The sequence below is a fragment of the Acidimicrobiales bacterium genome (assembly GCA_035540975.1).
In the GTDB taxonomy this organism is placed as follows: Bacteria; Actinomycetota; Acidimicrobiia; order Acidimicrobiales.
The window spans coordinates 1-19000 of record DATLFN010000038.1 but is presented as its reverse complement, the minus strand read 5'-3'; the positions used below and the strand labels follow the sequence as shown (position 1 = coordinate 19000).

19 protein-coding genes and 3 tRNA genes are annotated in these 19000 nt (G+C 75.3%); 14 read left to right on the top strand and 8 right to left on the bottom strand.

The window, feature by feature from the left end; all coding sequences use genetic code 11:
* Window positions 1-95: 95 nt before the first annotated feature.
* From VM242_04760 to VM242_04735, 6 genes are all read left to right on the top strand, one after another.
* The gene (locus tag VM242_04760) at window positions 96-1625 is read left to right on the top strand and encodes a hypothetical protein (GenBank protein ID HVM04463.1); all 1530 of its coding nucleotides are present in this window, start codon (window positions 96-98) and stop codon (window positions 1623-1625) included.
* Window positions 1626-1874: 249 nt separating this feature from the next.
* Window positions 1875-2630 (top strand): SAF domain-containing protein, encoded by a 756-nt coding sequence (locus VM242_04755; GenBank protein HVM04462.1) that lies wholly within the window; start codon window positions 1875-1877, stop codon window positions 2628-2630.
* A 2-nt stretch (window positions 2631-2632) separates the two neighbouring features.
* Complete coding sequence (locus VM242_04750) at window positions 2633-3943, top strand: hypothetical protein (GenBank protein HVM04461.1); 1311 nt, start codon at window positions 2633-2635, stop codon at window positions 3941-3943.
* A gap of 48 nt (window positions 3944-3991) precedes the next feature.
* Window positions 3992-4420 (top strand): hypothetical protein, encoded by a 429-nt coding sequence (locus tag VM242_04745; GenBank protein HVM04460.1) that lies wholly within the window; start codon window positions 3992-3994, stop codon window positions 4418-4420.
* A gap of 16 nt (window positions 4421-4436) precedes the next feature.
* Window positions 4437-5549: an o-succinylbenzoate synthase gene (gene menC / locus VM242_04740; protein ID HVM04459.1), complete on the top strand. Its 1113-nt coding sequence runs from the start codon at window positions 4437-4439 to the stop codon at window positions 5547-5549.
* 110 nt (window positions 5550-5659) lie between these two features.
* The gene (locus VM242_04735) at window positions 5660-6109 is read left to right on the top strand and encodes an Hsp20/alpha crystallin family protein (GenBank protein HVM04458.1); all 450 of its coding nucleotides are present in this window, start codon (window positions 5660-5662) and stop codon (window positions 6107-6109) included.
* An 18-nt stretch (window positions 6110-6127) separates the two neighbouring features.
* On the opposite strand, the gene VM242_04730 is transcribed toward VM242_04735, so the two are convergent.
* The gene (locus VM242_04730) at window positions 6128-6853 is read right to left on the bottom strand and encodes a TIGR00266 family protein (protein HVM04457.1); all 726 of its coding nucleotides are present in this window, start codon (window positions 6851-6853) and stop codon (window positions 6128-6130) included.
* Between the two features lie 334 nt (window positions 6854-7187).
* On the opposite strand from VM242_04730, the gene VM242_04725 reads away from it, so the two are divergent.
* Complete coding sequence (locus VM242_04725) at window positions 7188-8165, top strand: universal stress protein (GenBank protein HVM04456.1); 978 nt, start codon at window positions 7188-7190, stop codon at window positions 8163-8165.
* Window positions 8166-8172: 7 nt separating this feature from the next.
* Here the strand turns inward: VM242_04725 and VM242_04720 are convergent, their stop codons facing one another.
* Window positions 8173-8442, bottom strand: coding sequence for a hypothetical protein (locus tag VM242_04720; protein HVM04455.1), 270 nt, complete (start codon window positions 8440-8442; stop codon window positions 8173-8175).
* A 523-nt stretch (window positions 8443-8965) separates the two neighbouring features.
* On the opposite strand from VM242_04720, the gene VM242_04715 reads away from it, so the two are divergent.
* On the top strand, window positions 8966-9088 hold the full coding sequence (locus VM242_04715; protein ID HVM04454.1) for a hypothetical protein: 123 nt from the start codon (window positions 8966-8968) through the stop codon (window positions 9086-9088).
* A 934-nt stretch (window positions 9089-10022) separates the two neighbouring features.
* A complete protein-coding gene (locus VM242_04710) occupies window positions 10023-11003 on the top strand; it encodes a DUF6629 family protein (protein ID HVM04453.1) in 981 nt (326 codons plus the stop codon).
* Here the strand turns inward: VM242_04710 and VM242_04705 are convergent.
* Entirely contained in the window at window positions 10984-11370 is a 387-nt protein-coding gene (locus VM242_04705; GenBank protein HVM04452.1) for a carboxymuconolactone decarboxylase family protein, read from the bottom strand. The two genes, VM242_04710 and VM242_04705, sit on opposite strands and share 20 nt — an antisense overlap.
* Before the next feature lie 199 nt (window positions 11371-11569).
* Here VM242_04705 and VM242_04700 point away from each other — a divergent pair, with 199 nt between their 5' ends.
* From VM242_04700 to VM242_04690, 3 genes are read left to right on the top strand one after another with little or no spacing between them, the layout of a single operon-like run.
* A complete protein-coding gene (locus tag VM242_04700) occupies window positions 11570-11998 on the top strand; it encodes a hypothetical protein (protein HVM04451.1) in 429 nt (142 codons plus the stop codon).
* The gene (locus VM242_04695; GenBank protein HVM04450.1) at window positions 11988-13004 is read left to right on the top strand and encodes a hypothetical protein; all 1017 of its coding nucleotides are present in this window, start codon (window positions 11988-11990) and stop codon (window positions 13002-13004) included. The genes VM242_04700 and VM242_04695 overlap by 11 nt, the downstream gene beginning before the upstream one ends.
* Window positions 12995-13789: a methyltransferase domain-containing protein gene (locus VM242_04690; protein ID HVM04449.1), complete on the top strand. Its 795-nt coding sequence runs from the start codon at window positions 12995-12997 to the stop codon at window positions 13787-13789. Before VM242_04695 ends, VM242_04690 begins: the two co-directional genes overlap by 10 nt.
* Here VM242_04690 and VM242_04685 read toward each other — a convergent pair.
* The 5 genes from VM242_04685 to VM242_04665 form a co-directional block, all read right to left on the bottom strand.
* Complete coding sequence (locus VM242_04685) at window positions 13779-16898, bottom strand: AAA family ATPase (protein HVM04448.1); 3120 nt, start codon at window positions 16896-16898, stop codon at window positions 13779-13781. The two genes, VM242_04690 and VM242_04685, sit on opposite strands and share 11 nt — an antisense overlap.
* Window positions 16899-17113: 215 nt before the next feature.
* Window positions 17114-17269 (bottom strand): hypothetical protein, encoded by a 156-nt coding sequence (locus VM242_04680; GenBank protein ID HVM04447.1) that lies wholly within the window; start codon window positions 17267-17269, stop codon window positions 17114-17116.
* 231 nt (window positions 17270-17500) lie between these two features.
* Window positions 17501-17731, bottom strand: coding sequence for a DUF433 domain-containing protein (locus VM242_04675; protein ID HVM04446.1), 231 nt, complete (start codon window positions 17729-17731; stop codon window positions 17501-17503).
* 268 nt (window positions 17732-17999) lie between these two features.
* Window positions 18000-18074: transfer RNA gene (locus VM242_04670), tRNA-Arg, on the bottom strand.
* Between the two features lie 91 nt (window positions 18075-18165).
* The gene (locus tag VM242_04665; GenBank protein HVM04445.1) at window positions 18166-18651 is read right to left on the bottom strand and encodes a hypothetical protein; all 486 of its coding nucleotides are present in this window, start codon (window positions 18649-18651) and stop codon (window positions 18166-18168) included.
* Window positions 18652-18824: 173 nt separating this feature from the next.
* Here VM242_04665 and VM242_04660 point away from each other — a divergent pair.
* Both VM242_04660 and VM242_04655 read left to right on the top strand, forming a co-directional pair.
* Window positions 18825-18898, top strand: a tRNA-His gene (locus VM242_04660).
* 25 nt (window positions 18899-18923) lie between these two features.
* A tRNA-Lys gene (locus VM242_04655) sits at window positions 18924-18995 on the top strand.
* Window positions 18996-19000: the final 5 nt, after the last annotated feature.

The following is a 19000-nucleotide window of genomic DNA, read 5'->3' as shown; positions in this document are numbered from 1 at the left end:
GGGCGAAATGTAACCTCGGCGAGCGCTTTCTGGCTACCCTCATGGCGTCTCGTTCCCCGAGTCGCACGTCGGAGGCGCCCGTGCCGAGCGGTCGGTTGCGAGTAGCGCTCGGCGTCGCGCTCGCCGTCGCCCTGGTGGCGGCGGGCGTGGCCGTGGTGGAGCGCCAACGGCGGACCTCCCTGGAGGAGCGGGTGGCCCGCCTCGAGGAGCGGCGCCGCGCCGAGGAGCGCGCCGCGGCGCAGAGCGAGCGGCGCGAGCGTGGGGAGGACGCGCCGGCGGAGGAGGACGAGGGGCCCGAGGGCCTGGTGGGCCGCCTCCTCGAGGGCGTCCTCGGCCCCGGCTCGGGCCTGTTCTCCTCGTCCGCGCTCGAGCAGTGCGCCACCGCCTTCGGCGCCGTGTCCGGGGCGTCCGGCGGGCTGGGCGGGCTGGTCGGGGGCGGGAGCGGTGCGAGCGGCGGGCAGGCCGGTGACGCGGCGGGGCAGATGCGCGCCGTCGCCGAGGACCTCGAGGCGATCCGCGACCTCGAGTTCCGCCGGCTCCCCGACCCCGTGTTCCTCCCCCGCGAGCAGCTGCGCGACCGGGTCCGGGCCGAGGTGGCCGAGGAGCTGACCGACGAGGTCGCCGCCCGCCAGGCGCGCGGCCTCGTGGCCCTCGGCGCCCTCCCGCCCGGCTCCGACCTCAGGGAGCTCACGCTGCGGGCCGTGGGCGACCAGGTCGCCGGGTTCTACGATCCCGAGACGGGAGAGATGGTGGTCGGGCGGGCAACCACGGGGCCGCTCGACGGTGCCACGCGGATGATCCTGGCCCATGAGCTGGACCACGCCCTCACCGACCAGGTGCTGGACCTCCCGCTGGCCCCCGAGCGCCCCGCCCCGGGGGCGGAGGACACCGCCCTCGCCCAGCTGGCGCTCATCGAGGGCGACGCCACGCTGGCCATGCAGCTCTACGCCCTGCGTCACGTCGGCCTGCTCGAGCAGCTGAGCGGCCTGGGCAGCGCGGCCGGCGCTCAGCAGCAGCTGACCGCGCTCCCCCACCACCTGCGCAGCACCCTGACCTTCCCGTACCTCCAGGGCCTGGCGTTCGTCTGCCGCCTCCACGCCGGCGGCGGCTGGAAGGCGGTCGACCGGGCGTACGACGAGCCCCCCACGACCACCGCCCAGGTCCTGTTCCCGGAGCGCTACGACGAGCGCGAGGCGGCCGTCGACCCGCGGGACCCGGCGGCGCCGGGCCGGACCTGGCGGGCGGAGCCGAGGCGGGCCGTGGGGGCGGCCGAGCTGGTGTGGCTGCTGGAGGCCCCCGGCGGCGACGCCGGCCGGGCCCTCGACGACGCCACCGGCCGGGCCCGGGCGTGGGCGGGAGGTGAGCTGCACCAGTGGAGCGACGGTGGCCGTACGGCGGCCGCCCTGGTCCTGGTCGAGCGGGACGGGGCCCCGGCGCCGCTCTGCGCCACGGTGACGGCGTGGTACCGCAGTGCCTTCCCCGACGCCCGGCCCGCCGCCGCCGAGCCCGGCGAGGCGCTGGTGGCCGACGGTGCCGGGCAGGACGCCGTCCTGCGCTGCGACGGCCGGGACGTCCGCCTGGGGCTGGCGCCCGACGTCGCCACCGCCCGGGCGCTCAGCCGCTGAGCGCCGGGAGGCGTTCTCGGAGACTGGTGTCGAACCCGGCTCCTCCTGCCGGGCGGGTGACGGGGCAGCCGAGAAACCGCTGGCCAGGCCACCCGAGCCGTTCGGCCGCGTCAGCGGCCGACCCGTTTGACACCAGTCTCCTCGGCCCGGCACCACGGAACCGCTTGACACGAAATGCCCCGAGAACCATGCTCACGCCCGTGCGAGGGGACGGAGCGGGTTTCCGGCGGTTTGCGTACCGTGTCGGCCATGGGTGACGCCGCCGTGACCGCCCGCCCGGAGGCCTACCGCGGCGAGGCGGCGGCGGGCGCCCGGCCGCTCCGGCGACGCCGGGCGCTGCCCGGCGGGCGGGCCGTCGCCGGCGGGTTCCTGGTCGCCCTGGCCGCCGTCGGCATCTTCGCCGGGTACACCGACGCCACGTCGGGGCCGGACGTGCGGTACCTCGTCGCCCGCCGGGACCTGCCCCTCGGCCACCGCGTGGCCGAGGCCGACCTGGAGCCCGTCGCCCTCGACCTGCCCGGGGAGCTGTCCTCCCGCTCCTACCGGTCGGCGTCGCAGCTCGCCGGCGCCGTCGTCGTCGGGCCCGTCGGCAAGGGCGAGCTGGTGCAGTCCAGCGACGTGCTCGCCGGCGGCGAGGCGCCAGCGGGGCGGCAGATCTCGTTCCCCGTGGAATCGGCCCGCGCCGTCAACGGCCAGCTGCGGCGCGGCGAGCTGGTGGACGTCCTGGCCACGTACGGCACCGGTGGCGACGCCTACACGGTCGTGGTGGTGGCCGGCGCCCGGGTCGCCGACCGCACCACGTCGGCCGCGTCGCTGTCCGACCGGGGGGACGAGGTCGTCACCCTCGCCCTGCCGGCGTCGGCCGACGCCCTGGCCGTCGCCCATGCCGTGAACGCCGGCGAGGTCACCCTGGTGCGGACGGCTGGCACCCCGACGGACCCGACGCCGGCCGCCGCCTACTCGGCCCCCCGGGCTGCCCGGCCCACCGTCCCCCTCGGCGGCTGAGGGTGGCCGAGCGTTTCGTCGTCCTCGGGCTCGCCGGGGCTCGCTCGGGCTGGTTCCGGGCCGTCGCCCAGTGGGCCAACGCGGGCACCATCCCCGCCGAGTTCGTGAAGTGCGTCTCCGGCGAGGAGGTACGGGCCCGCCTGGCGTCGGGACGGCCGTTCTCGGCGCTGGTGGTGGACGGCGCCCTGCCCGCCCTCGACCGCGACCTGGTGGACGCCGCCCGCGACGCCGGGTGCCCCACCATCGCCGTGGACGACCGCCGCGGGCCGCGCGACTGGGCGGCGGTCGGGGTGGCGGCCGTGCTCCCCGACTTCTTCGACCCCAAGTCCCTCCTCGACGCGCTGGCCGCCCATGCCCGGCCGATCCGCCGCGGCGACGCCGTCCCGGGCGACGCCGTGCCCGAGCCGGTGGCGGCGTGGCGGGGGACCGTGGCAGCGGTGTGCGGGCCGGGCGGGACCGGCTCGTCGACGGTGGCCGTCGCCCTCGCCCAGGGCCTGGCCGACGACCCCCGCCTGGGTCACGCCGTCCTCCTCGCCGACCTGGCGCTGCACGCCGACCAGGCGATGCTCCATGACGCGCGCGACGTGGTGCCCGGCGTCCAGGAGCTGGTGGAGCAGCACCGCAGCCGCCGCCTCTCGCCCGAGGAGGTCCGCGCCCTCACCTTCGACGTGAACGAGCGCGGCTACCACCTCCTGCTCGGCCTGCGCCGGGCCCGGTTCTGGGCGTCGCTCCGGCCGCGGGCGTTCAGCGCCGCCTTCGAGTCGTTGCGCGCCGCGCACCGGGTCGTGGTCTGCGACACCGACGCCGACGTCGAGGGCGAGGACGAGTGCGGCTCGCTCGACGTGGAGGAGCGCCACGTCATGAGCCGCACCGCCGTGCTGGGCGCCGACGTCGTCTTCGCCGTGGGGCTGCCCGGCCTCAAGGGCACGCACGCCCTGGCGCGCGTGCTCACCGACCTCCGGGCCGCCGGCGTGGCGCCGGCCAAGGTGGTCCCGGTCCTCAACCGGGCGCCCAAGGGCGGCCGGGCCCGGGCCGAGCTGGCCGCCACCCTGGCCGGCCTCACCGGTGCCGGCGTCGTCCCGTTCGCCTCGCCCGTGTTCCTCCCCGACCGTCGGGTCGAGGAGGCGCTGGTCGACGGCGCCCGCCTCCACGCCTCGATGACCCGCCCGCTGGCCGGCGCCTTCGCCGCCGTGGTGGACGCAGGAGACGGGGAGGCGTCCGGTGACGGCCCCGTGGGGGCGAGGCGGGTGCGCCCCGGCTCGCTCGGCTCGTGGTCCGACGACGGCGAGGCCGAGGAGGCGGCGCTGGGCTGACCGGCGGCGCCGCGACCATCCCGGATGGACGGCGCACGGGGTGCGAGGATGGACCGTGCCCTCGGCATCGCCCGTCGTCGCCGCCGGACCCGCCGGGCCCACCGGCGCGTGAACTCGCCCGCCCGCACCGGCGCCCTGCTCCTGCTCGTCGGCCTCCTGCTGGTCGGCGGCGTCGTCGGCGTGGTGCTGCACGACGAGGACGACGACACCATCCCCGCGGCCGCCACCACCACGACGTCGGCGGCCACCACCACCACGACCGCCACGGGCCCGGCGGTCGGCGGGTCCGCCACCACGACGACCACCATGTTCCCGACGACGACGCTCCCCGGCCAGGTGGGCGTCGGGACGGCCGAGCCCCGCGAGCCCCTCCCGGCCAGCGGCCCCGCACCGGGCACCGCCGGTCCCGGCCTGGCCCTGCTGGCCCTCGGCGGGCTGGCGGCCGCCGCCCGCCGGCGGGCCGGCTCCCACGCCTGACCGCGGAGCGCCCGCCGTGCGGTTGGAGGCCGTCGAGCTCCGGCGGGTGCGGCTGCCGTTCCACGTCCCCTTCCGGTCCGCCCTGGCCGAGACGTCGGTGCGCGAGGTGGTGCTCGTGCGGGTCGTCACCGACGCGGGTGAGGGGTGGGGTGAGTGCGCGGCACTGTCCCACCCCGACTACACCTCGGAGTACGTGGACGGGGCGGCGGCCGTCCTGCGCTCGCACCTCGTCCCCCTGCTGGCGAGGGCCGGTCCGCCGTCGGCGACCGGCGTCGCCCCTGCGCTGGCCGGCATCCGCGGGCACCGGATGGCGAAGGCGGCGCTGGAGATGGCGGTGCTGGACGCCGAGCTCCGGGCGGAGGGCCGCTCGCTGGCCGCCCGTTTGGGTGCCACCCGCACCTGGGTGGAGGCGGGCGTGGCCGTCGGCATCCCGACTTCGGTCGCCGAGCTGCTGGACGACGTGGGCGCCGCCCTGGACGAGGGCTACCGGCGGGTGAAGCTGAAGATCGCCCCGGGCTGGGATGTGGAGCCCGTGCGGGCGGTGCGGGAGCGGTTCGGCGACGGCGTGCTCCTCCAGGCCGACGCCAACGGCGCCTACCGCCTCGACGACGCCGCCGCGCTGGCGGCCCTCGACCCCTTCCATCTCGCCCTGCTGGAGCAGCCCCTTCCGCCCGGCGACCTGGTGGGCCACGCCGAACTGGGCCGGCGGGTCCGCACGCCCGTGTGCCTCGACGAATCGGTGACGTCGGCGGACTCGGCGGCCACCGCCGTGGCCCTGGGTGCGGCGTCGGTCGTCAACGTCAAGCCCGGCCGGGTGGGCGGGTACCTGGAGGCGGTCCGGGTGCACGACGTGTGCCGAGCGGCGGGTGTCGGCGTGTGGTGCGGCGGGATGTTCGAGTCCGGCCTGGCCCGCTCCGCCAACCTGGCCCTCGCCGCCCTCCCCGGCTTCACCCTGCCGGGAGACGTCTCGCCCCCGTCGCGGTACCTGGCCGCCGACCTGGTGGCGCCGCCCGTCGCCCGGGACGGCCGTCTGGCCGTGCCCGACCGCCCGGGGATCGGCGCCGACGTGGACGCCGGCGCCCTCCGCCGGGCGACCGTGTCGGTCGAACGGGTCGCCCTGGCCCCCTGACGCGCGTCATGCCAAGAGGAAAGCTGCTGGCGCAGTTGTCAGGTTCGGCGGCGCTCCCGTATACTGACGACGAAACGTCGCTCGTCCGACACCGGCAGAGGAGGTCCACGATGCTGATGCGGTTCGATCCCTTCCGTGAGCTGGACCGGCTGGCCCAGCAGTCCCCCTGGTCGTCGGCCCAGTCCCGTCCACCGGCGGTGATGCCCATCGACGCCTACCGGCGCGGCGACCGCTTCCTGGTCCACTTCGACCTGCCCGGCGTCGACCCGCAGTCGGTCGAGCTCACCGTCGAGAAGAACGTCCTCCAGGTCCGGGCCGAGCGCACGTGGCGCCGCCAGGAGGACGACGAGGTGGTCGTGTCCGAGCGCCCCCAGGGCTCGTTCACCCGCCAGCTCTTCCTCGGCGAGGGCCTCGACCCCGAACGCATCGAGGCGTCCTACGACCAGGGCGTGCTCACCGTCACCATCCCCGTCGCCGAGCAGGCCAAGCCCCGGAAAGTCGCCATCACCAACGGGTCGGCGGGGGCCACGCCGATCGACGCCACCTCGTCCACCGCCTGACGAATCGGGCGGGACGGGTCAGCGCCCTCCGAGGAGGCCGCCCAGGGCGCCGCCACCGGCGCCGCCCGTCTGGCCCGGCATGATCTGGCGGATCCACGCCTCGAGCGCCGCCGGGTTCCGGCTCTGGGTCATGACCCAGCCGGGCCCGGCGAAGTCGAACACCAGGCCCTCGCCGGACTTCAGCGTCTGGACGATGCCGCCCGCCACCTTGCGGAGCTGGCTGGTCACGCCGCCGCCGAACGCCACCACGTGGCCGCTGTCGACCGCCACCGCCTCCCCCGCGCCCAGCTCCATGCGGTCGATGGCGCCGTAGCTGGCCAACAGGGCGGTGCCGGTGCCGGTGGCGTGGACGAGGAACCCGCCCTCGCCGCCGAACAGGTTCTTGAAGCCGCCCCACCTGGTGTCGAGGTCGACGCCCGCCGACGACGCCAGCCAGCACCCCTTGGTGATCGACAGCGGCTCCGACGGCGTCACCGCCAGCACGGCGATGGCGCCCGCCAGGTGGTGGGCGACGTCCACCCAGCCGCCCGAGGGCGGCGCCGTGTAGGTCGTCACGAACAAGCTCTCGCCGCCGAGGAACGACCGCTTCAGCCCCTTGAGCATGCCGCCCTGGGTGCTGGCCTGGATGGTGACTCCGGCGGACATCGCCATCATGGCGCCCGACTCGGCCCGCAGCTGCTCGCCCGGTTCGAGGGTGACCCGGGCGACGGCGAAGGAGGGGTCGTGGCGGACGTCGACGTTCATGGCGCGGACGCTACCCCCGGAGGGGGGCATGTACTGGTCTGCGACCACGGCGGCGACGGCGCCGACGAGCGGCTTTTCGACCGGCGCCGCGACGGGTAGGGGCGTCCCACGGGTGGCCGTCGGGACCGGCGGCCGGGCCGTCGCGGCCCTCGCCGCGTGGGGCGACGCGCCCGCAAGGCCTGTCTCGAGGAGCGCACCGGATGGACGCGTCAAGCGCTGGGCGAGCACGAGCTGCTCCTGTTCCTCCTCCAGTTCGCCCTGCTCCTCGTCACGGCACGCGTTCTCGGCGTGCTCGCCAGCCGCCGGGTTCAGCCGCGGCATCCTCACCGCCGACATGTACTCGATCATCCTCATGGTGGCGGTCGTCACCTGCCTGATGGCCCCGCCGATCCTGCGCTGGACGCTGTCGCACGTCGAGCCGAGCGAGGAGGAGCGCCAGCGGCTCGAGGCCGAGGAGCGGCGGACGGAGAGCTTCGTCGGCAACCTGAAGCGGGTCCTGGCCCCGGTCCGGGGCAACGCCGAGCAGGCGGCCCTGGCCGCCAAGGTCGTACGCCTGATCACCGAGAAGGAGGACGTCGAGGTCACCAGCCTGACGCTCCACGAGGACGGTCACGACGGGAAGAAGCGGCCGCGCACGCCGGTGCGGGACGAGCTGGAGGGCGCCCGGAGCATCGCCCGCCCCTCGGAGGACGAGCCGTCGCAGAAGATCCTGGCCGAGGCGGGGCGGGGCTACGACCTCCTCGTCCTCGGCGCCACCGAGCACCGCGGCAACGGCTCGGGGCAGCTCTTCGACGACCTCACCGAGGAGGTGATCCAGGACTCGCCCTGCTCCCTGCTGGTGCTGAGCACACCGGCGGACGACGACCCGGCGCGCCGGGCCGAGCGGCTGACCGAGGGCCGCATCCTCGTCCCCCTCTCGGGGAGCGACGTCGACAGGTACGCCGCCGAGGTGGGCTTCGCCATGGCCGCCGAGCGGGACAGCCAGGTCGACCTGGTGCACGTGGTGAGCGGGCCGCAGCACACCCTGCGCATGGGCGGTGACGAGGCGCTCCTCGACGCCGTCCGCATCGGCGAGGACATCGTCGCCAAGGCCGGCGCCATGGGCGAGGCCATGGGGGTCAAGGTCAACACGGACGTCCTCGTCGCCGACCATCCCGAGCAGGCGATCGTGGAACGGGCCGACGAGCGCGCCGACCTGGTCGTCCTGGCCAGCGGGCGGGCGCCGGTCACCAGCCGCGCCTTCTTCGGGCATCGCATCGACTACGTCATCAACCACGCCCCGTGCCCGGTGGCCGTGGTCGACGTCCGTTGAGCCCGGGCTACGCGGTCCAGTCGAACAGGGCCGAACCGGCGCTGACGAAGGCAACCCAGGCGACGACGGCGACCAGCGGGACGGCGAGGACGACGCCGGGCCGCCGGCGGGAGGCCACCGCGAAGGCGGCGGCGCCCAGCCACAGCACCCAGAGCACGGCCGTCCACGGCAGCGGGACGACGAGGCCGCTCACCAGGTAGAGCAGCCCCACGGGGACCAGCAGCACGAAGCCGAGCGCCCTGGCCACGGCGGCGGCCCATGACGCCCCGGAGCGCACACCGACGAGAATACCGACCCGGCCCACCGGGCGGAGCCTCTCGTCGCCGGGTGCGGGTACCGGCGAGCCCGTGGCCGAGGGCCTCGAGCCGGCGGACGAACCCTCCGTCGGGGTCGAGCATGGCGGCCAGCGCCTGCCCCACGGTCGCCCCCCTGCTCCCGACCATGGGCGCCGCCCACAGGGCTCGACATCGTCGGCTCGCCAGTTCTGCGCCGGGTTGCTCTCCGCCGGCCTGGGGATCCTGGCTTCGGCGCGGAAGTCACCGGACGAGGCGCCGGTCGCCTCCCGGACCTCCTCGTAGAGCGGCTCGCCGGGCTCGACGCGCCCGGTTCGGCCCAGCGCGCAGGCGCCTCGATGTCGTCGATCCCGGCTCCGACGGCCGCCAGCTCGAGCTCCCTGGTGCTGCCGGCGTCGACCCGACCGTCGCCGAAGACGATCGCTCCGCCGCCGACGACGAGGCCGTGCGTGTTGTCCCATCGTGTAGGCACCTGGCCACCAGGTCGCCCACCGAGAGCTGGGGGTAGTGCTCGGTCCGGAGGCGGAGCTCGGACCCGGTGCGGTGGTGGAGGGCGGAGGCCGGCACGATCCGCAGGACCGGGCCGAGCTCCGCAGGGCGCTGGCCATCTCGGACGCCACCTTCGTCTGAAGGCGCCGCCAGAACCCGGGGTAGCGCCGGTGGAGGTGGCGATAGGCGGCGCGCGCCGCGGCCTGGCGCCGTCGCTGCGTCGGATCGCCGCCCGGTTCGCGGGGCCACCTGGTGACGGTCGAACCCGGCTGGACGCGGTGAACGATCACAGCGGTGCGAACGATCGGTGCCGCCGGAGTGCCGCCGGGCCGTCGTGGCGCAACGGCCAGCCACCGAGGCTCAGCCGCCGGAGAACTTGCTCCCGGCCTTCTTCACCTTCTTCGACTCCCGCTTCTCCTTCAGCGACTTGCCGGGCTTCTTGGCGTTCGGTTTCTGTGGAGACTTGTCGGGCATCGGCCCCCCTCGGTCGGTGCAGGGTACCCCCATCGGCCGGGTGCCGGCCGGTTGTACAGCGGCGTGGCGGCCCCACCGGATCGGACCTGCGGGGCGGGGGGAACTGGGTTTCCCCTGTGGGATAGGCGGTTGTCCGGAGCAGGATCCTCCGGCTGGCTCGGTGCCGCCGGCGAACGTCACCCCGCGACTACGCGCAGAAGATGACCCGCGCCGACAGCCGACCAGTCGACGGCCACCTACCCGTTCCCGATGGGCGGTGCGTGGGGCCTCGTCCCCATCCGGCCCGCCGGCTGGTACGACTTGCCCGTGAAACTCGTCGACGAGCTCGACTTCGCGATGGTGTCGGACTCGTGCCCGCCGGTAGGCCGAACCACCGAGAAGTCAATACTCCTGGGACCACTTTCCCCCCCAAGTCCGACCGGACCGGACCGACCCTCGTTCGGTGCCCGCTCGTCCGGCTCCGCCCGCCGCAGGGAGGCCAGCCACCGACGAGGGACGGCCCTCGGACCGAGAACCGGGACGGATCCACCCACATGGGAATGACGGCGGCCCCGTGCCCGTTTCCCTGAGGCGAGGATCGTGCCGGCCCTCAACAGCGAACGTGGCCGGGGGGAAAGGACTGTTCGGGGGCGCGGCCGTGTGCTTCTCGGCGGAGATGGACGTGGCGGCCGGGTTGGCCGTCGGGGCGATCGGCGTGCACGGGCTGCGCCATGCGCGCCGCCCGCCGGAACTGGCGCTCGGCATGCTGCCCGTGCTCTTCGGGGCTCACCAGCTGACCGAGGCGTTCGTCTGGTGGGGAGACAGCGGCCTCGTCGCCCCCTCGACGGCGCGGACGGCCGTGTGGGTCTACATGGCCTTCGCCTACGTGGTGCTTCCCGTGCTCGTTCCCATGGTCGTGCTCTGGGCCGAGCCGGACGCGTTCCGTCGCCGCGTCGTGGCGCGCTTCGGGGCGGTCGGCGCCGTCGTTGCCCTGCTGTACCTCCAGGCCATGCTCGGCGGCCCCGTCAGCGCCGTCGTGGACGGAAACCGGATCGCCTACCACACCGGCCTCGGCCACGGCGGCCTGGTCGCCGGGCTGTACATGTTGGCGACCGTGGGTGCACTCCTCTCGTCGAGCCACCCCCGTGTCGTGGCCTTCGGCAAGGCGAACCTCATCGCGCTGCCGGCTCTGGCGCTGCTCTACACCGAGGCTCTGGCGTCGCTCTGGTGCGCCTGGGCCGCCGTGACGAGCATCATCATCGCCGCCCACCTCCGCGAGGCGGCGGCGACCCGAGACGCCTCGGCACCGACGATGCAGCAGCCGCACCTGCGGTTCGCCGCACCGACGCCGCCGAGGCGCTCGGCGGCCCGCCCGCGTTCAGCGGGACGGGCCGGGAACCGGCCCGAGGTGGGTGACCGCCCGGTCGAAGCCGGCGAGCACCCGCTCCAGCTCCTCGGCCTGCTCGGCCGACCGGCTCGCCAGAGCGGCGGCCGCCATCCGGGCGCCGGCCACGAGGGCGGCGAGCTCCTCGACCTTCAGCGTCGCCCGGACGACCCCGGGTCGGTCCCAACCGAGACGCATGTCAGGCCGCCGTCGCCTTGACGTGGTCCACGACGCGATCGACCTGCGCCTTGAACTCGTCGTAGTCGACCTGCATCCCGTTGATGTAGGTGCTCCAGCCGACGACGAGCTTCGTGTAGTGCATGGCCTCCTCGACCTCGGCGTCGGTCGCACCGAAGAGCTTGGCCGCTTCGGTGTGGAACAGCGCGCAGTAGCGGCACCGCGTCGCGGCCGCGACGGCGAGCCCGATGAGCTCCTTGTACTTGTTCGGGATGAGGCTCTCGCCGAACTGGACCCGCTTGATGAGGTCCCACTCGGCATCGATGAACTCATCCGGGATCAGGTCGACGAAGCCGATCACCTCGCCGAACATCTCCTTCATCTCCCGCTGGACATCCGTCCTCGCCATTCCGCATCCCTCCAGGTTCCGGTGGTCCGGGCCGCCCCTCGTGGGGGCCCGATCGAGAAGGTACGGACCGCCCTTTGCAGACTCCCTGCAAGCAGACGCCGCATCCGGAGGCGGGAGGACGCCGGCGGGACGGGCACCTGCGGCTGCGGCACGATGGTGTTGCAGGCGTCCTGCAGGAGGCCGGCCCCACGATCCCGCCATGACCACGAGCAGCCCTCCGACCGGCGCCGCCGTCCGCCGCCTGTCGACCGTGGACCGCTTCCTCGCCGCCATCACCAGCGGCGACGGCGTGCCGGCCGACCTGTTCTCGGCTGACGCCCACCTCGACGCCACCGTCCCCGGGTGGCGCTTCGCCGTCCGCGGTGGCGCCGCACTCGCCGGCCAGTACAGCGGCTGGTTCGCGCACCCGGCGGTGTTCGAGGAGCTCGAGCGGCTGCCCGTCGACGGCGGCGAGGTGCTGACCTACCTCCTGACGTGGTCCGAGCGGGGCGTTCCCCACGCCGCCCACCACTGCCATGTCCTGCGGCTCGACACCTCCGGGTGCATTGCCGGCGACCGGTTCTTCTGCGGCGGCCGGTGGGACGCAGGGTTGCTGGCCAGGATGGCGGAGGCCGGCGATGGTGGTTGACGTGCGGGTCCCGGCCCGATCGGTCGACGAGCTCCTGGCCGGCGCCGAGCGGCGTGAGCCGTTCGTCAATCCCGACGGCCGCTCGTCGGCCGCCTTCGAGAGGGTGTGGATCGCCGGCTCGCCCCACGTCGTGAAGTACGTCCACCCGGACCAGGACTTCGCGCTGCGCGTGTCGGGCGATCTCGGCTGCCGCACGGTCCGCGCCTGGGCGGCCGGCCTCCTCGACGCCGCACCCGACCTCGTCGACCACGCCATCGTCGGTGCGGCGGCCGGGCACGGCCGGAACGGGTGGGGCGCAGCGGTGCTGATGCGCGACGTCTCGGGCGAGCTGTTCCCACCCGGGGACGAGCCGATCGGCCTGGAGCGGCACGCCGCCTTCCTCGACCATCTGGCCGGGTTCTGCGCTGCCACCTGGGGCTGGCGGGACGACCCCGGGTCCGGTCCGGGCCTGCTGCCGTACGCGGCCCGGTGGGCCTGGTTCGGGCACGCCGCCGTCGACGGCGAGCGGGCGCTCGGCTGGCCCGAGCGGGTGCCCCGCCTGGCGGCCGAGGGATGGCAGCGCTTCGCCGACCGGGCGCCCGCCCCTCTCGTCCGCCTCGTCGACGACCTCCGCCACGACGCCGCGCCGTTGGCCGACGCGCTGCGCGAGACGCCGTCGTGCTTCCTGCACGGTGACGTCAAGGCGTCGAACACCGGCGTCGCCCCCGACGGCCGCACCGTGCTGATCGACTGGGCCTACGTCGGCGAGGGCCCGGCCTGCCACGAGCTGGCCTGGCACCTCGCCCTCGACCGGTCCCGACTGCCGGTCTCGAAGGAGGCCGCCGCCGGCGCCTTCCGCCGTGCCCTCGAGCGCCACGGCGTGGAGACCGGGTCGTGGTGGGACCGCCAGCTGGGTCTGTGCCTCCTGGGAGCGGTCGTCCAGTTCGGCTGGGAGAAGGCACTGGGCCCCGACGACGAGCTGGCGTGGTGGTGTGACGCCGCGTCCGCCGGCGCGGCATGGCTCTGACCCTAGCCGTCGCCGCCGCGTACTCGGCGACCGGCGAGGCGTGGCACCGGGGCCCTGATCGCATCTACGACCGGCTGGCCCGGGTCCTCGTGGCCGCTTCCCCGGTGTCGTTGGAGGGAGCCCGGGTGCTCGACGTCGGAGCGGGAACGGGGGCGGTCTCCCGCGCCGCGCTCGCCGCCGGCGCCGGTGCGGTCGTGGCCATGGACGCCGCCTTCGGGATGCTCGCCAATCGCGCCGGCGAGCGGCCGCCGGCAGCCGTCGGCGACCTGCTCGCCCTGCCCTTCGCCGATGATGCCTTCGATGCGGCGGTGGCCGCCTTCTCGCTGAACCACCTCACCGAACCGGCTGCGGGCCTGCGCGAGATGGCGCGGGTCACGCGACGGGGCGGCCCCCTTCTCGCCGCCTCGTACGCCGCCGACGACGCCCATCCCGTGAAGCCGGCCGTCGAGGCGGCTCTCACCACCCGGGGATGGGAACCCGAGCCGTGGTACCTGACGATGCGGACCAACGCCACCGCCGCGCTGGCGACGGTCGAACACGCCACGGCTGCCGCGCTCGGCGCCGGGCTGGACGCGTCCGCCGAGGTGACCAGGGTGCCGTTCCCCGACCTCGGCCCGTACGACCTCGTCGCCTGGCGACTCGGTCTGGCGCAGCACGCGCCGTTCGTCGCCCGGCTCTCGCCCAGCGAACGCGACGCCGTCGCGGCAGAGTCCGTCCGCCGGCTGGGCGACCGCCCGCCGCCCCTCGTGCGCTCCGTCCTCGTGATGCGGGCGGTCAGCCCGTGAGCACGCGCTCGACGAAGCTCCTCGCCGCGCCGGCCCGGTCACCTGCCTCGTCCACCACCAGGGCTGCGCTGCCTTCGGCGGCGGCCCGCCACCCGTCGCGGCGGCGTGCGGCGGCGAGGGCGGCGACGAGGGGCCACCCGTCCAGCACCGCGCACCGGCCCAGCCCCTCGACCACGGCCTCGAGCTCCTCGTCGGGGACACCGGGATCGGCGAGGCCGGCGACGGCGCGCGCCAGCAGCTCGTAGCGCCGGGCACCCCGCCCGGCGGCGTCCTCGGCGACGCTGGACGCCAGGTGGGCGGCCATCCCGGCGTCGCCGGCAGCGAGCGCCAGGCGGGCCCGAAGGAGACCGAGCCGGTGGCGCTGGTGCCAGGCCATCGTCCCCCGCCACGTGTCGACCGGGCCGAGGCGGGTGGCGAGCGCCGCCGCCTCCGGCCATTCCCGGCGGAGGAGGCAGCCGTCGGCCAGGTCGAGCAGCGCCGCGTAGTGACCCTCGGCGAAGGCGCCGCCGGACGGCCCGGTCGCCCCCCCGGTGGCGTCGAGGGCGGCCGCGTTCCGCTCGTCGGCCTCGTCGCCTCGCCCCGACCAGCGCAGCACCCAAGCCCCGGCGTTCGCCGCCGGTGCTGCGAAGCGGGCGCCGACCGGGCCCTCGCGCTGGACGACGGCATCGAGCTCGTAGGCCACGCGCAGGGCGTCCGACACCCGGCCCAGCTGGCCGAGGGCGATGACGCGGGTGAACCGCAGGTGCAGCGGAGCCCACGGGTGGGCGAGGGAGTCGGGGTCCACCATGGGGCGGGCCAGCGCCTCGAGCGCGTCGAGCGGACGGCCCTGGTGGGCCCGGGCCTGGGCGAGCCAGACGTCGGCGACGCCTCGCACGGGCGGCGGCGCGTCGCCGACCTCGCCGAGGAGGGCAGCGGCGCCGGCCAGGTCCCCTTCACCGTGGCGGACGCGCCCGGCGAGGGCCAGGGCGCTCACCCGCACCGCCCCGTCGCCGGCGCGGGCGCGTGCCTGGTCGGCGTAGGCGCGGGCGTCGTCGTAGCGGCGGCGGTAGTAGGCGACCCATCCGGCCACCTCGAGGGCCGCCGCTCCGCCGCCGAGCGCCACCGCTCGCTCGGCGTCCGCCGCCGCCGGCTCGAGCGCCATCCGGCTCATCCGCACGCGGGCCCGCACCGTGTAAGCGTCGGCGCTGTCGTCGAGGTCGAGAGCGGCCTCCAGGTGCTCCTCGGCGGCGTCGAGGTCGAAGCGCGCGGCGGCCGCGACGGCGGCGGCCACGAACGACGACGACGCCAGCCGGTTGTCGCCTCCCGCCCGGGCGTGGACGGCGACGGCCAGTGGGTCCGGCCGCGGCCGGGCGGCAAGGGACCGGGCCGCCTGCTGGTGGACCAGGGCGCGCCGGGCGGCGCCGGTGGCCGCCTCCAGCGCCTCGCGGATGAGCTGATGGCGAAAGGCGAAGCGGTTCCCGCGCTCGGTGATGAGCCCGGCACGCGACGCCGCCTCCAGGTGACCGAGAACCTCCACGGCGGGAGCGCCGACGACCTGGGCCACCAGCTCGAGGTCGCACTCCGGCCCGAGCACGGCCGCCGCGCGCAGCGTGAGACCGGCCTGCTTCCCCAGCGAGTCGACGCGGGAGGCCACCGCATCCGGCAGGCTGGAGGGCAGCTCGTCGCCGTCGGCCGCGGCGAGAGCGGCGAGGAGCAGCGGGTGTCCGCCGCTGCGCTCGTAGAGGACGCCGGCACGCCGGTCACCCACCAGCTCGGTGACGGCGTCCCGCCCCAGCGGGCCCAGCTCGATGCGGTGGGTGGGATCGAGGCCCTCGGCGCCGCCGGGCCGGGTGGTCACCAGAAGGAGGGTGTGCCGGCAGCGCCGCCGCGCAAAGGCGAGCCACGCCAGGGTGCCGCCGCCGGCGAGGTGGAGGTCCTCGATCACGAGCACGAGCGGCCGGCCGTCCCGGGTACGGTCGAGCACGTCCACGAGGGCGGCGAAGAGGCGGGCCCGGGCGGCGTCGGTGTCGGTCAGCACCGTCGCCGACGACCGGATCGCAGGGCCCAGCGCCGGGCCGAGCGACGCGTCGGCCTCACCGACGACGGTGGCCACCCGGTCGGCGCCCATCATGCGGAGGTGGTCCGCCACGGCGTCGGTCACCGGCTGCAGGGGCAGGTCGCGGCCCAGCTCGTCGCACTGGCCCCGCAGTACCACCGCCTCGCCCTGGACCGCCCGCTGCCAGGCGTTCACCAGGGTCGTCTTGCCGATCCCGGCGTGTCCCTCGACCAAAACGAGCGCCACCCCCCCGGCCCCGGCCTGCGCGAACGCCGCATCGAGCGATGCCAGCTCGTCCCCGCGCCCGACGAGATCCAGCGGCGCCACCCGGCGCGAGGGGACGGGGGCCTTGTCGCCGTCGGCGGCAACCAGCGCCCGGAGGTACACGGCCTCCGTGTCGTCCGTCGGGGGTACCCCGAGGTCGTCGGCCAGCCGGTTGCGGGCACGGGCGTAGGCGGCCAGCGCCGACGCCGGCCGCCCCGCCGCCAGGTGCGCCTCCATCAGGGCGCGGAGCACCGCCTCGTCGTAGGGATCACCGAGCAGTCCCTGCTCGGCCAGCGCCGCCGCGGCACCGTGGTCACCGGCGGCGACAGCCGCGTCGACGGCCAGTCGCAGGATGCGTGTGACGGCGGCCTGCACGGCCCGCCGCTCGGTCTCCGCCCACGGCCCGTCCTCGTCGGGCAGCAACGGGCCGCGCACGAGGGCGAGGGCGGCATCCGCCGCCGCACGCGCCGCTCCGAGGCGCCCGGCGGCCAGCGCCTCCGCCGACGCCGCCCCGAGGGCGACGACCTCCTCGACGTCGATCCAGTCGGCGACCAGCGCGTACCCGGCGTCCGATCGGGCGATGCGCTCGGCGCCCAGGACGCCCCGGAGCCGCGAGACCAGCACGCCGACCTGGTCCGCGGGGCGGGACGGCTGATCGTCGCCCCAGAGGACGTCGGCGATGCGGTCGACGGGCACCGGCGCGCCGCGTGCCAGCGCCAGGAGCTTCAGGACGGTCCGCCCCTTCCGGCTGCCGAGCTGGCGCTCCGGGACTCCCTCGACCTCGAACGACCCCAGCAGCCGGACGCGCACGATCCATTGTCCATCGACAGCCCTCTTTGTGACGCCCGTCCGCCGAAGTGGCACGCGGTGCGGCCCTGCGAGGGCTCGGGAGGGTCGTGCTCCGCGTCCGTGGACTCCGGAGCCGGGGTGGGGACGGTCCGGGGAAAGCACCAGGAGCCGGTGTGTGGACCGGACGAGGTCGGCGCCGCACAGTTCGTGTCACGACGACCGGCGGGCGTGCAACCTCAGCAGTGGATGGCGGTCACGAAGTCGGCTTCCTCGTCTCCGGTCAGGTCGTCGAGCACCGGCTCAGGAGCAGGGTCCCACTGGCGGGCCCGGGCCAGCTGTTCGGCTGCCGGCAACTCGAGGTGGCCTACCGGCTGCGGGGGCGCCGTCGACACGAGACGAGTGTAGAGACGGCACCCACGGCGATCCGACCGGGGGCGAACGGACAGCCGTGTGGCGCCCCGGCGCGCGGGGACCCATCGAGGCGTCGTCGACCGTCGGCGTCGGAGTTCCCCGCAGCGTCGGTCTGGCCGGTGAGGCCTAGGTCACGGGCGTGCACCACGTTGTGCCCGGCCGCGGCCAGCGGTGGCGCAACGAGCGGGAGACGCATTCGTCGAGCAGGAACCTCAAGCGCCCCGAAGGAGCGGGAGCTGGCGCTCACGCACGGCGGCCGCGGCGTACGCAAGGGCCTCACGGATGTCCTCGCGCTCGAGGTACGGGTACGCCTCGAGGATCTCGTCCGCGGTCATGCCCTCGGCGACCATCCCCACCACCGTGGCAACAGGGATGCGCAGCCCGCGAATGCACGGCACGCCGCCCATCCTCTCCTGCTCCACGGTGATCCGCTCGAAGGCCATGGGTCCCTCCTCCTCGTCAAAGGGTAGGGCGTCGGCGGCGCCGGCCGGCCCGTCAACTCCGCCCTTCCCTCGAGCAACTGGCCGGCGAGCTCCCGCAGCGTCGCCTTGGGACGCGGGTCCACCCACCGTCCCTGCGCCCTGTTCGGTGATCATCGCCGCAACCAGCGGATTGCCTCGGCGTTCGTGGCGAACGTCGCGGGTGCCGCCCGAAGCAGCCCGTCGCCGCCGCCCGGCCGCGGCCAGCGGCGGCAGTGACCCGCCGTTCCGGCGCCCCCGGCAGGACTCGAACCTGCGACCCGCTGCTTAGAAGGCAGCCGCTCTATCCATGCTGAGCTACAGGGGCACGGCGCCGTGAGGACGGCGACCTCCGCCCGGCGCCCGCGACCAGCGTAGGGGACGATCGCCGCGCCGCCCGCACCGACGTGGCGCGCCGCTCACGTCGCCTCGAAGGTGGCGGCCATCCCCTCCAAGAAGTGGCTCTCCGCGTCGCCGTCCTCCTCCTCCACCAGGTTGCAGAACAGCACGTACCTGCCGGCGGTGAGCTCGAAAGTCCCCTCGCACGTCTCCCCGGCGGCGAACGACTCCACCTCGCCGATGAAGGCCCCGGCCGGCAACGCGTCCTCGTCGACCCGACCGTCGACGACGGCCAGCTCCGCCGGCGATGCCGCTCGTACCACGACCAGCTCGTGCGGCTCGGCTCCCTCGTTGCGGAGGTCGAACGTCACCTCGCCGGCAGCCACCGACGCCGGCTCGGGGCTGACGGTGAACTCTCTCAGGGTGACCGCCACGGGCCGGCCCCCACCCTCGCCGACGGGATCGCAGGCGGGCGCCTCGGTCGCCTCCTCGGAGCCTCCGTCGTCGCCACCACAGGCGGACACGACCGCCGTCGCGGCCAGCAACACAGCGAACGTCCGTCTCACCGGGGCCTCCTGTCCGGGAACCACCTGCGACGGCCTGGCGACAGCGATCTTAGGGTGACCTAAGGCCAACTCGTCAACCTCCCGAAGATGTGGTTCTCGCCCAGTCGAACGGCGCCACCGTCATGCGACTGCGGGGGGGCCGGCGGCCACCGGGCCTATGCTGTCCGGGCTCGGTGGCTATAGCTCAGTTGGTTAGAGCGCCTGGTTGTGGTCCAGGAGGTCGGGGGTTCGAGTCCCCTTAGCCACCCTCCCCGCCGTACAGTTCACCGCACGCGCCTCTAGCTCAACGGCAGAGCAACGGACTCTTAATCCGCAGGTTCTGGGTTCGAATCCCAGGGGGCGCACCGCA